This is a genomic window from Alcanivorax sp. REN37, assembly GCF_041102775.1.
Taxonomy (GTDB): Bacteria; Pseudomonadota; Gammaproteobacteria; order Pseudomonadales; family Alcanivoracaceae; genus Isoalcanivorax; species Isoalcanivorax beigongshangi.
Window position 1 is genome coordinate 605,489 of sequence record NZ_JBGCUO010000001.1, and the last position, 12,791, is coordinate 618,279.

Annotated in this window: 9 protein-coding genes; 6 read left to right on the forward strand and 3 right to left on the reverse strand. The window is 65.3% G+C overall.

The window, feature by feature from the left end:
* Nucleotides 1-35 precede the first annotated feature (35 nt).
* The 3 genes from ettA to AB5I84_RS02675 all read right to left on the reverse strand — a co-directional run bounded on the left by ettA (nt 36) and on the right by AB5I84_RS02675 (nt 4,622).
* Entirely contained in the window at nt 36-1,703 is a 1,668-nt protein-coding gene (gene ettA / locus AB5I84_RS02665; RefSeq protein ID WP_369454284.1) for an energy-dependent translational throttle protein EttA, read from the reverse strand.
* 130 nt (nt 1,704-1,833) lie between these two features.
* A complete protein-coding gene (locus tag AB5I84_RS02670; RefSeq protein WP_369454285.1) occupies nt 1,834-3,393 on the reverse strand; it encodes a TerC family protein in 1,560 nt (519 codons plus the stop codon).
* Between the two features lie 185 nt (nt 3,394-3,578).
* A complete protein-coding gene (locus AB5I84_RS02675; RefSeq protein ID WP_369454286.1) occupies nt 3,579-4,622 on the reverse strand; it encodes a metal-dependent hydrolase in 1,044 nt (347 codons plus the stop codon).
* A gap of 327 nt (nt 4,623-4,949) precedes the next feature.
* On the opposite strand from AB5I84_RS02675, the gene AB5I84_RS02680 reads away from it, so the two are divergent.
* From AB5I84_RS02680 to ribD, 6 genes are all read left to right on the forward strand, one after another.
* Complete coding sequence (locus AB5I84_RS02680; RefSeq protein WP_369454287.1) at nt 4,950-5,738, forward strand: glucosamine-6-phosphate deaminase; 789 nt, start codon at nt 4,950-4,952, stop codon at nt 5,736-5,738.
* Nucleotides 5,739-5,899: 161 nt separating this feature from the next.
* Complete coding sequence (locus tag AB5I84_RS02685; RefSeq protein WP_369454288.1) at nt 5,900-8,725, forward strand: hypothetical protein; 2,826 nt, start codon at nt 5,900-5,902, stop codon at nt 8,723-8,725.
* An 88-nt stretch (nt 8,726-8,813) separates the two neighbouring features.
* Nucleotides 8,814-9,791, forward strand: a complete 978-nt coding sequence (locus AB5I84_RS02690) for a hypothetical protein (protein WP_369454289.1) — start codon at nt 8,814-8,816, stop codon at nt 9,789-9,791.
* 106 nt (nt 9,792-9,897) lie between these two features.
* Nucleotides 9,898-11,151, forward strand: a complete 1,254-nt coding sequence (glyA, locus tag AB5I84_RS02695; protein WP_369454290.1) for a serine hydroxymethyltransferase — start codon at nt 9,898-9,900, stop codon at nt 11,149-11,151.
* 3 nt (nt 11,152-11,154) lie between these two features.
* On the forward strand, nt 11,155-11,637 hold the full coding sequence (gene nrdR / locus AB5I84_RS02700) for a transcriptional regulator NrdR (protein ID WP_369454291.1): 483 nt from the start codon (nt 11,155-11,157) through the stop codon (nt 11,635-11,637).
* Between the two features lie 30 nt (nt 11,638-11,667).
* A complete protein-coding gene (ribD, locus tag AB5I84_RS02705; protein ID WP_369454292.1) occupies nt 11,668-12,771 on the forward strand; it encodes a bifunctional diaminohydroxyphosphoribosylaminopyrimidine deaminase/5-amino-6-(5-phosphoribosylamino)uracil reductase RibD in 1,104 nt (367 codons plus the stop codon).
* Nucleotides 12,772-12,791: the final 20 nt, after the last annotated feature.

Consider the following 12,791-nt stretch of genomic DNA (forward strand, 5'->3'; position numbering starts at 1 on the left):
CGCCGCAGCGCCCGTGTTTGTGATCCGCCCAACACTCAGACGTCGATCTTCTTGTACTTGGTCCGCTTCGGCTGCAGGGCGGCGTCGCCGAGCTGCTTGCGGCGGTACTCTTCGTACTCGGTGTAGCTGCCTTCAAACCACTCCACTTCCGAATCGCCTTCGAAGGCGAGAATGTGGGTGGCCACGCGGTCCAGGAACCAGCGGTCGTGCGAAATCACGATGGCGCAGCCTGGGAATGCCAGCAGTGCCTCTTCTAGCGCACGCAGAGTTTCCACGTCCAAGTCGTTGGTCGGTTCGTCCAACAGCAACACGTTGGCGCCCTGCTTCAGCAGCTTGGCCAGGTGCAGACGGTTGCGCTCACCGCCAGACAGGTCTTTCACCCGCTTCTGCTGGTCCTGGCCTTTGAAGTTGAAGCGGCCCAGGTAGGCGCGTGACGGCACCTCGTAGTTGCCGATCTTGAGGATGTCGAGACCCTCGGATACTTCTTCCCACACCGTCTTGTCGCCGGCCAAGTCGTCGCGGCTTTGGTCAACGTAGGCCAGCTGAACCGTTTCACCGATTTCGATGGTGCCGGCATCCGGTTGGTGGGCACCGGTGAGCATGCGGAACAGGGTGGTTTTACCGGCGCCGTTGGGGCCGATGATGCCGACAATGGCACCGCGCGGTACTGAGAAACTGAGGTTCTCGTACAGCAGCTTGTCGCCGAAGTGCTTGGCGACCCCGGCCACCTCGAACACCTTCTCACCCAAGCGCGGCCCCGGCGGGATGTACAGTTCCTGAGTTTCGTTGCGCTCTTGGAACTCGACGCTGGCCAGTTCCTCGAACGCGGCCACCCGGGCTTTGTTCTTGGCGCGGCGGCCTTTCGGGTTCTGGCGCACCCACTCAAGTTCTTTTTCCACCGTTTTGCGGTGGGCACTTTCGGCTTTCTGTTCACGCTCCAGGCGGGCTTCTTTCTGCTCCAGCCAGGAGGTGTAGTTGCCTTTCCACGGGATGCCTTCGCCGCGGTCGAGCTCCAGGATCCATTCACAGGAGTTGTCGAGGAAGTACCGGTCGTGGGTGACCGCTACCACAGTGCCTTGGAAGTCGTGCAGGTAGCGCTCCAGCCAGGCCACCGACTCGGCGTCCAAGTGGTTAGTGGGTTCGTCCAGCAGCAGCATATCCGGCGCCGACAGGATCAAGCGGCACAGTGCTACCCGGCGGCGCTCACCGCCGGACAGGTGCTCGACGCTGGCATCCCAGGGCGGCAGGCGCAGTGCGTCGGCGGCGATTTCCAGCTTGCGCTCTAGGTTGTGGGCGTCAGCGGTTTCAATGATGGCTTCCAGCCGCGCCTGCTCGCTGGCGAGCTTGTCGAAATCGGCGTCTTCGTCGGCATAAGCGGCGTACACCTCTTCCAGTCGCTGCTGGGCGTCACGGATTTCGCTGACGGACTCCTCCACCACCTCGCGCACGGTCTTGCTGTTGTCCAGCTCCGGTTCCTGCGGCAGGTAGCCGATCTTGGTGCCGGTCTGCGGGCGCGCTTCGCCGATGAAGTCTTGGTCAACGCCGGCCATGATGCGCAGCAGGGTGGATTTACCGGAGCCGTTGAGGCCCAGCACACCGATTTTCGCGCCGGGGAAGAACGACAGCGAAATGTCTTTCAGGATGTGTTTTTTCGGCGGGACGATTTTGCCCACCCGATCCATGGTGAAAATGTATTGGGACATAGGACCTGTGCGCCAATTGAGACAGAAAGCGGGCCGCTCCACAGATTGCGGGAGGCGGGAAAAAGTGCGCCTAAACTAGCCGAAAGCGGCGGCGGTTGAAAGGGCGCCCCCGGTGGCGGGGGCGCCGCATTCAGGCGGGCAGTGGGGGCGTGGCCGGGGGGACCGGGGTGACGCTCAGGCTACGCAAGCTCTTGGCATCAGCGTCGACCACGGTGAAGCGCCAGGGGCCTTCGTCCACCCATTCGCCGGCCTGGGGCAGGCTGCCAAGACGGTTGAGCACGAAGCCGGCGGCGGTGCTGTAGTCCTCGTCGGTGGGCAGCAGGGCCTCTAATTCCAGCATCTGCGCGAGCTGGTGAATGTCGGCGCCGCCCTGGACCGACCAATGGCCGGGCGCCACTTCCTCGATGTCCAGCGCTTCGTTGTCTTCCGGCAGGTTGCCGGCGATGGCTTCCAGCACATCCATCGGCGTTACCAGCCCCACCACATCGCCGTACTCGTCGGTGACGATGGCCAAGTGGTTGCGGCTGCGGCGCAGGGTGTCGATCAGCCGGATGACGTTGGCGTGTTCCTGGATATAGAGCGGCTCGCGCAGGGTATCCGGCTGCAGCGCACCATGCTGGGTCAAATCGCGCAGCAAATCCTTGGCGCGGCCAACGCCGACGATGTTCTCCAGATCGCCGTCACACACCGGGTACACGGTGCGCACGCCCTGCTGCAGGGTGTCCAGCAACTGTGCGGTGGGTAGCTGGTTGTCGATCCAGACGATCTCCGGACGCGGCGTCATGATTGAGCGTACGCTGCGGTCGCCCAACGTCAGCACACCGCTGACCATGTGGCGCTCTTCTTGGGCAAAGCCCTCGGCAGCCGCGCTCAGGCGCGCGCGGCCGGCTTCCGGTGCCGAGCTGTCGTGGGCGGTGCCGAGCAGCGCCAGCACCTTGCGCGCGGTGCGTTCTCGGAACGGCAGCCGCTGTTCGTGACGGGCCGCATTGCGGCTCGACAGCTGGTTGAAGAACTCGATCATCACCGAGAAGCCAATGGCGGCATAGATGTAGCCTTTCGGCACTTTCCAGCCAAAGCCTTCCGCCACCAAGCTGAAGCCGATCATCAGCAGGAACGCCAAGCACAGCACCACCACCGTCGGGTGGGCGTTGACGAACTCGGTCAGCGGCTTGGACGCCACCAGCATGATGCCAATGGAGATCACTACTGCCGCCATCATCACCGGCAGCTGGTCGACCATGCCCACGGCGGTGATCACCGCATCCAGCGAGAACACCGCATCCAGCACCACGATCTGCACCACCACCGAGGCGAAACTGGCGTACACCGCCGGGCCGCTGCTGTGGCTGCTGACCCCTTCCAGCCGCTCATGCAGCTCGGTGGTGGCTTTAAACAGCAGGAACAGCCCACCCAGTAACAGGATCAGGTTGCGGCCGGAGAACGGCATGTCACCGATGTGGAACAGCGGGGTAGTGAGGGTCACCAGCCACGACACCACCGACAGCAGGCCGAGGCGCATCACCAGCGCTAGTGCTAAACCGATGCGGCGCGCGTTGTCGCGCTGCTCCGGCGGCAGCTTGTCGGCGAGGATGGCGATGAACACCAAGTTGTCGATGCCGAGCACGATTTCGAGCAGCACCAGCGTCAGCAGTGCGACCCAGACCGATGGGTCCATCAGCAATTCAATCATGACGCGACCCCGCTACTGGGCAGGGGCACCGGGACAAGGCCACGGCAGGTCACAGGGTTAATCAGGCGGGTACAGCTACAACTCGAGGGCTCGACGGTGTCGGCGTCCATGAAGGGTCTCAAAAGGGGAACAGGCCGCCATCAAACGATCGGCGGCCAGTATCTGTCAAGTGACAATTTTAATACTCAATACAAATCAGTCGCTTGGGCGTTAGTCTCCGGCCACGGGGTGGCGGCATTCCAGAGCCGTTGCCACTGCCAGCCGAGCGCGCGGCCGTCAGTGTCCCGCGCGGCGCGCTGGGTCGGCAGTGCGCTCACGCTGCCGTCCGCCGCCTGCTGGCCGACCACGAACGAGAAGAAATACTGGCCCTGCTGGCCCATGCGCAGGTCGCTGATCGACACTCGGCCCGCGCCGTCCACCGCGGCAGCGTAGAAACCGTGAGTGAAGGATTGCAAACGCGCCACTGGCCAGTGTCCGGCCAGTGGCGCCAGCAGCTCGGCGTGGCGCGGCTGCCACGGTCCCCAATGCGGTGCGGCATCACCGTCCACCAGCGAGTAAAAGCCTTCGCGGAACCGGTCGCCGTCGATCACCACCACCCGCCACAGCAGGGTGGTGAACGCCGCCGGCACCGTCAGCACCCGCTCGGCCTGCACCTGTTGGCGTACCAAATCGGCTTGGACCCGGTGCTCGGTCCATAACTTAGCGCCGCCGCCCCACAGCAGATAAAGGCTGCTCACCGCCAGCGCCACGTTGTTCCAGCGCACGCTGGCGGCGCTGCCACGTTGGCGCCAGACCAGCACCATGGCGGCCAGCAGCGGCAGCGTGTAAAGCGGATCAATGATGAACACCGAGGCGATGCTCACCGGGTAATCGGTGAGTGGCCACCAGAGTTGGGTGCCGTACACCGTCAGTGCATCCAGCAGCGGATGGGTGATCAACGCCAGCCACAGGGCCAAAAACCAGCGCCCGCGCGAGGCCAGCTGGGGGCCATGCACGCGCCGTGCTAGCCACACCAGCAGTGGTGTGAGGACGGTCAGCACTAAGAGCGAGTGGCTGGCGGAGCGGTGGTAGGTGAACTGCGCCACCGGATCAGCGAACCGCACTAGCACGTCCAGATCCGGCAGGGTGCCGCACAGCGCACCCCATGCCACCGCACGGCGCCCGATTTGGCGGCCGATCACGGCACTGGCGACGCCGCTGCCAAGCACAATTTGAGTCAGCGAATCCATCGGTTGCGGCTCCATCGGATAAGGAAACGCTGCCGAGCATACCGCAATCGGTTGGCGTGGCGACCGGCCGGCCGCTGTGGGCGGCATCGCAGCCTGAGCCAAAAACGGTCGTGGCGGGCGGCGCGGCGCTTGCTGCCGGAGCCGCGGTCGGGATAATGGGCGGCGCTGGCGGGGAGCACGTGGCAAAACGGTGCCAACCCCGTAAGTGGGCGCTTGCGCCGGGGCGGTGAATTAACCGCTCTCGCACGGGTGTCCGGAGTGTCGGGTGTGCTGTCACCCCGCAGCCGGCATGACTTCGAGAGGGAATTTGCAGAGAGCCTCACGCCCATGTACCTGATTTTTGATGACGTCCAGGATGTCGCCCGCTATACAGCCCGGCAGTTGTACCGGGTCATGGCCCGTCGCCCGCGGGCGGTATTGGGGCTCGCCACCGGCGGCACCATGGAGCCGGTCTACGCCGAGTTGTTGGCACTGTTGGCGCAGCAGCCGCTGGAGCTGTCTGGCTTGTCCACCTTCAACCTGGACGAATATGTGGGGCTGTCGCCCTGCCACAGCCAAAGCTATGCCTACTACATGGATCAGCACTTGTTCCGCCATCTGCCGCTGGCGGCGGGCCAAGCGCGGGTGCCGAACGGTATCGCGGCTGACCTAGCTGCTGAGAGCAGCGGTTACAGCGGCGCCATTGCTGCCGCCGGCGGGCTGGATCTGCAGCTGTTGGGGGTCGGCAGCAACGGCCATATTGGTTTCAACGAGCCGGGCACGCCGTTTGATGCCGGCACCCATGTGGTGGAATTGTCGGAGCAAACCCGCCACGACAACGCCCGCTTCTTCGACGCTGGGGAGGTGGTGCCGTGTCGCGCCATCACCATGGGCCTGCGCGACATCCTGCAAGCCCGCGAGCTGCTGTTTGTGGCCACCGGCCGTAGCAAGGCGCCGATCATGGAAGCGATTCACGGCAGTGCGCCGTCGGAGCAGATTCCGGCGACCGCCATCAAGACCCATGCCCGGTCCTGCATCGTGTTGGATGCCGCCGCCGCCGAGCGGCTGCCGGCCGCCGCCCAGCAGGAAGCGCGTGCGTTGGCGCGCGAGCAATTGAACGCTGCCGCCGTGGCGTAAACGGCGTAATCATCCAATTTTCCGGTGCGCGGCGGGGGGCCGCGCGCCGCTAGCGAATTCACAGACAGTGTCGTGGTCCGCCTGCGCCCATTGAGCGCAGGTGCGGCCATGGCTGTGCGTTGAACGAAGGACTACACCAAAAAATAGAAGAGGGATGCTGCATGAAACGCTATTGGGGGGCCGCACTGCTGTGCGGGCTATTGCTGACGACGGTGGGTTGCGGCAGCAGCCGTGATCGCAATCCGACGTCAGCCGGGGTGACGGTGTCCGGCACCGTTATGAAGGGGGTCGCGCAAGGCGTCCAGGTAGCGGTGCAGGACGCCTGGGGCCGTACGCTTGGCGTGGTTAAGACCGATGACCAAGGCCACTTCTCGCTGCCGGTACTGCCGATGGCGCCGCCAGCGGCGGCTGGCGAGATGTCCGCCGCGACTAACTTTTATGTCGGCGTCGAGCCTGGGTCGTCCTTGTACCGGGTTCTCATACAGCAAGGCAGCCTGCAGCAAGGCAACGGCCATGTGGTATGCGATGCACCGCAATGCCGCAGTGGTGGTGGGGTTGAAGTCGGTTTCGGTGCCACCTATCCCACCTCTACGCTGGTGCTTTCCGGTCTGCTGGTGGTGGAGGACGGACAGCGCGCCGCGGCGTTGCCCATCAACGTGCTGACTACGTTGCAGGATATGTTAGCCCGCGAGCAGCAGCTGACGGCTGCCCGGGCCGGGCAGATCGTTCAAGACCTGTTTGGTTTGTCGAGCCCGCCGGCCTACTTGCCGCCGTCTGGTGTCGACCTCACCGACCCCGAAGCGGTGGCACGCGCTTCAGTGGAAGAGCTGGTCACAGCGGTGCTCAACGCCGCGGTGGAGCAGGACGCTTACCAAAACGGGCAGCAAGGGGTACCTGCGTGGTTGGATGAGCGCCGTGAGCAGATGCGCGAACAGCAGATGGCGCTGGAGCGCGAGCGGCTGTTGGCGCTGCGCGATGCTGCAGCGGCGACCGCGCAAGCGGCGGCCGATGCCCATGCAGCCAAACAGGCGGAACTGCGCGCCAAGCTGGAGAGCGTCCGCCAGCGTGCGAGCCAGCAGATCAACGATGCGATCGATGAGCACTGTGACGGCGACTTGTGTCTGCCGGCGCCGCGCCTGAGCCCCGCGGAGCAAAGCGCGCTGGACGCCGCCAAGGCGTTGGTGGCGCAGGTGCGCGGTGTGGCGGCTGCCAGCCTGGAGGTCTTCGAGAGTGGGCTGGATCCCGCGCACCCGGACCATGATCCGGACACGCTGCCGGCACGCCTGCAGCAGGCGGGTCAGCTGCTGGGCGGCGAGCATGCGCAGCTGCTGCCGGTGCTGCGTGACGTGATGCAGGTGGCCGGCGAGCACCTGGAAAGCGTGGTGATTAAAGGCGAGCCGGATGGTCCGCAAGCCATTGCCGAGCTCGCCCGCCGCTATGCGCACAACAATGTGCCCTGGCGGGTGTGTGAAGGCCCTTGGATGGCCGACTACGACGCCTGTGTCGAAGCGTACGTGGAGGCATTTGCCAGCCGCTTTATCGGCGGCCAGCTGATGCGCGAGGGCCAGCGCTGGCAGTTGCAGGACGTGAGCCTGCGCGCGGATGACGTGGCCGATAGCCCGATCTGGTACGTGGCGTTGGCGCTCGAGCAGCCACGCTTCAGCCAAGACGGTGACCTGGCATTGGGTGCCGGGCCCCAGCAGCTGCCGTTCTCCGGCACGGTGCAGGGCGACGGTCTGTCACTGCAGATCAATAGCGGCTCGGCGCTGGACTTCACCCTTGGCGAAGCCTTCGCTGGCAGCTTGGAAGCGCCCGGCGCGCTGCAGTTGACCTCGGTGGATCTGGTGCTTGATGCGGTGCTGGCGGTGGGTGATGGCGACGCGCAGCAGCGCTTCACCGGCCGCCTCGAGTTGGGGCTGGTGGCGTCACCGGCGATGCATGCGGCCAATCCCAACCTGCCGTTGGTCAGCCCGATACCGCACACCTTGGTGCTGGACGGACGCTTTGAGCAGGACGACCAGCAGCCGCTGGTGGCGGAATTGGAGATGGTGATCGACAACGCCGCGCGCTTTGCCGCGCGCCAGCAAGGTGGCCGTTTCGACGACCGCGCCGGCTACGCCTACGACTCGGGGCTCAATGAAGTAACCCTGACCCTCGGCACCGACCAAGACGGTGTGCAATTGCGTTTGCACCAGCAGGGGCCGGATGGCGTCTACGTGGACTGCGCTGCCCATGGCAAGGCGACCTGTGGTGAGCAGTTCGAGTGGCCGCTGGAGTCAGCCTGGTTCTATGAAGTGCTCGATACGCAGCTCAGCGAACCTGCGTGCGTTGAGGCTGGTTTCTGGTGGAGCGAGGAGGAGTCCGGTTGTATCGAGTCGGTGTACCTCACCGAGGACGAGTTGGCCGCCGATCTCCGTCTCGCTCTGCGCGGCTGGACGCTGGAAGAAATCAGCCAGCGCCTGGGGCCGGTGCCGGTGACCGGGGAAGGCACTTATCAGCTGCAGCCGCTGTCTTGGCAGCCGTCCCATGACCGTTATGGCAACGACCTGTTCACGGCGGAGCAGGGCACACTGCCGGCGTACTTGGTGCGCATGGCGCCGGATCACGAACGTGACGGGGGCTACCTGTCCGGCGTTCTCCACGCCCGTACCGAAGGTCGCCTGGCCGCTGGCCTGCCGACGATGCAGCTGGAGTTGGACATGCAGCGCACCGGCTACCGCGCCGGCAACGCGAGTCTGAAATTGAACTGGGAGGAAGCCGACCAGACGCCGGTGGCGCTGACCTTCAGCACCCCACAGTTGCAGCCGCTGACCGAGGTGACGGTAGCCAATCGCGACGGCACCCGACTGCTGCTGAGCCGCGATGCCGTTAGCGGCGAGCTCAGTGGCCGTATCGAGCGCCAAGGTCAGGCGTTGGGCACGGTGCGGCGTGAGGGCGCGGTGTACATGGTCACCTGGCTCGATGACAGCATTGAGAGTCTCTACTGAACCTGCTCGGGGCCGCTTTTGCGGCCCCGTTGCTGTGGGGCTGTTACTGTGTGCGGTGCCGGTCGCGGCGGCGGCGCAGTCCGTGGCCATGTCGTTGCAGCTGCGCGCGGTCAGTGAGCCGATGGCGATCCAGCGCTACTGGCACGACTGGGACGGTCCGCTGCAGCGCGGCAAGTTGGCGTTTACCCGCAACCGGCTGACGCTCAGTTGGCACACTGGCGATTGGCAATTCGCTTACCAGCAACGCTACGACTACCTGCTGCGCTTTAACGACGCGACGGCGGCGCTCTACTGGCACGATCGCCAGCGAGGCGCATTACCGCAGCATGCCAAAGTGCGGTTGCGGGCTGAGCACCTGTGGGCGCAGGGTGTGCAGCTTGGCTATCGCTGGTCGTCGTCCGGCCGTTGGACATTGACCCCGTCGATCACGCTGCTGAGCGGCCGCGAGTTCCAGTCTGGGCAGCTGCACGGTGATCTGACGCGCTCGCCGTCCGGGCTGCCGCAGGGACAGGCGCAGCTGCGTTACCGCTATTCCGATGACCTGTTGCTGGACGATCCTGCTGCGCCGGGGAGCGGGGCGGGACTGGCGCTGGGCTTGAGCGCTACCTATCAGGGCGCCGGTTGGCGGCTGCGTGCACAGCTTGACGATGTGGGCGTCATGGACTGGCAGCAGGCGCCACTGACCACCGGACGTTTTAGCGTTGCCGGCCGTCAGGGTGGCGTGGCGCTGGCACCCGCGTTCTCTGGCCGCCGCGATCGCCATCGCTATCGGCAGCGCTTGCAGCCGTACGGGCAGCTGCAGGTGCGCGGGCAACCCCGCTGGCGCGGACCCGGCTGGCAGTTGGATACCGAGCACTATGCCGGTCGCGTGTGGGTGCGACCGGCGCTGCGCTTCGAAGGCTGGTGGGGGACGCCGCAGCTGGGTTATGAGGTGCGTCAGCAGCAATGGTGGCTGGCTGCGGGCAGTGCTGGCGGTGGCTGGCAGGTGGCCCTGGGGAGTGACCGTGGCGATCTCGATCGTGCCCGAAGTCTGTCGCTGTCGCTGTCGTTACGACAGTCGCTGTGACGATGAGTATTTCTCAGCGGCGTTCGGGGGCGCTTAAAAGTGCCCCGCCGGTTTGTTTCGGTTAGAATGCAGCCCCACTCGCAACCCCTCACTTGTAAGGTAGCCCATGTTTGCTAAATCCTTGACCATTGCGGAGTTTGACCCCGAGCTTCAGGCCGCCATCGAAGGCGAAGATCGTCGTCAGGAGGCGCATATTGAGCTGATCGCCTCTGAAAACTATGCCTCACCGCGGGTCATTGAGGCACAGGGTACCCAGCTCACTAACAAGTACGCCGAAGGTTACCCGGGCAAGCGTTACTACGGTGGTTGCGAATACGTTGACGTGATTGAGCAACTGGCCATCGACCGTGCCTGCGAGCTGTTCGGCGCCAAGTTCGCCAACGTACAGCCGCACTCCGGTTCACAAGCTAACGGCGCGGTGTTCCTCGGCCTGATCCAGCCGGGCGACGTGGTGCTGGGCATGAGCCTGGCTCATGGCGGCCACTTGACCCACGGTGCGGCGCCGAACTTCTCTGGCAAGACCTACACCGCAGTCCAGTACGGCATCGACACCACCACCGGCCTGATCGATTACGACGAGCTGGAGCGCCTGGCGCTGGAGCACAAGCCGAAGATGATCATCGCCGGCTTCTCCGCGTACTCCCAGCCGCTGGACTTCCCGCGTTTCCGTGAGATCTCCGACAAAGTCGGCGCGCTGCTGATGGTCGACATGGCCCACGTGGCCGGTCTGGTTGCCGCGGGTCTGTACCCGAACCCGGTGCCCTACGCTGACGTGGTCACCACCACCACCCACAAGACCCTGCGCGGTCCCCGTGGCGGCTTGGTGCTGACCAACAACGAAGACATTGCCAAGAAAATCAACTCAGCAGTGTTCCCGGGCACCCAAGGCGGCCCGCTGATGCACGTGATCGCCGCCAAGGCTGTGTGCTTCAAGGAAGCGCTGGCGCCGGAGTTCAAGGACTACCAAGCGCAGGTGATCCGCAACGCCCAAGCCATGGCTGAGGTGTTTGTGGCCCGCGGTTTTGAAGTGGTGTCCGGCGGCACTGAGAACCACCTGTTCCTGCTCAGCCTGATCAAGCAGGACATCACCGGTAAAGATGCTGACGCCGCACTGGGCCGGGCGCATATCACCGTGAACAAGAACTCGGTGCCGAATGACCCGCGCTCCCCGTTCGTGACCTCGGGCATCCGTCTGGGCACCCCGGCGGTGACCACGCGTGGTTTCAAGGAAGCCGAGTGCGGTGAACTGGCCGGCTGGATCTGCGACATCCTCGACAACCTCGGCGATGAGTCGGTGGTCGATCGGGTGCGTGGCCAGGTGGAAGCAATCTGCGCCCGCTTCCCGGTGTACGAGCAGTAATCGATGTACTGCCCGTTCTGCGCGGCTGAGGACACCAAGGTCATCGACTCGCGTCTGGTCGCCGATGGCGGCCAGGTGCGGCGGCGGCGTGAATGCCTCAGCTGCGGAGAGCGGTTTACCACCTTCGAAACTGCCGAGTTGGTGATGCCGCGCATCATCAAGTCCGATGGCACCCGCGAACCGTTCGATGATGCCAAGCTGCGGGCCGGCATGCTGCGCGCGCTGGAGAAGCGCCCGGTCAGCATGGAAGACCTGGAGGCCGCCATCACCCGTATCGGCCACCGCCTGCGCGCCTCCGGCGAACGCGAATTGCCCGCCCGTGAACTGGGCGAGTTGGTGATGGGCGAGCTGCGCCAACTCGACGATGTGGCTTACGTACGCTTTGCCTCGGTTTATCGCCGCTTCCAAGACATTTCCGACTTCCGCGCGGAAGTGGAGCGTTTGGAGCGCGACGGCCGTTCCTCCTCGCCGGACCCCGGCGCCTGAGCCGCCCGGCCGCTGCCGGAGCCTGTCCGCATGGCTTTCACCGCTGCTGATCACACCCACATGGCACGTGCGCTGGAACTGGCGCAGCGCGGCCTTTACACCACCGATCCCAATCCCCGTGTCGGCTGCGTACTGGTGCGCGATGGCCTAGTGGTGGGCGAAGGCTGGCATGTGCGCGCCGGTGAGCCCCACGCGGAGCGCCACGCATTGGCTAACGCCGGTACGGCCGCCCGCGGTGCCGACTGTTATGTGACGCTGGAGCCGTGTTCTCACACTGGCCGTACCGGGCCCTGCGCCGATGCGTTGGTGGACGCCGGTGTGGCGCGGGTGCTGGTGGCGATGCAGGACCCTAATCCGCAGGTGGCGGGACAGGGTCTGGCGCGGCTGCGTGCCGCGGGTATCGAGGTGGCGGTGGGATTGCTCGAAAGCCAAGCGCGGGCGCTCAACCTGGGTTTTGCCCAGCGTATGGCCGGCGGCCGCCCTTGGGTGCGGCTGAAAATGGCGATCAGCGTGGACGGCCGCACGGCCATGGCTAGCGGTGAGTCGCAATGGATCACCGGCCCGGCGGCGCGTGAGGATGTACAGCGGCTGCGGGCGCGTTCCTCCGCCATTGTCACCGGTGTCGGCACCGTCAAATACGACCGCCCGTCACTGACGGTGCGGCCGGAAACTTGGGCCCACAGCGACTACGGCGACGCGCCACTGCGCGCGCCACTGCGGGTGGTGCTCGACCGGCGCTTGGAAACCCCCACCGACACCCCACTGTTGCAGCAGCCGGCGCCGTGCTTGATCCTGTGCGACGATGACGCCGCTGCGGCGCCGTTGCGCGCTGCCGGTGCCGAAGTGCTGGCGGCCGACAGCTCGCCGGCGGCGGTGCTGACGCTGTTGGCGCAGCGCGGCTGCAATGAGGTACTGGTGGAAGCCGGTGCCGGCGTTGCCGGGGCGTTCCTCGCGGCCGGCTGCGTCGATGAGCTGGTGGTATACATGGCGCCGACCCTACTGGGTGCCGGTGCGCGGCCACTGGCGCGGTGGGAGCTGACCCACATGGCGCAGCAGCAACGCTTGGTACTGCGTGATCTGCGTGCGCTCGGCGATGACTTGCGCCTGACCTACGATGTCGTGCCGGCGCCTTAAACGGCGTGGCCGACCCTGCT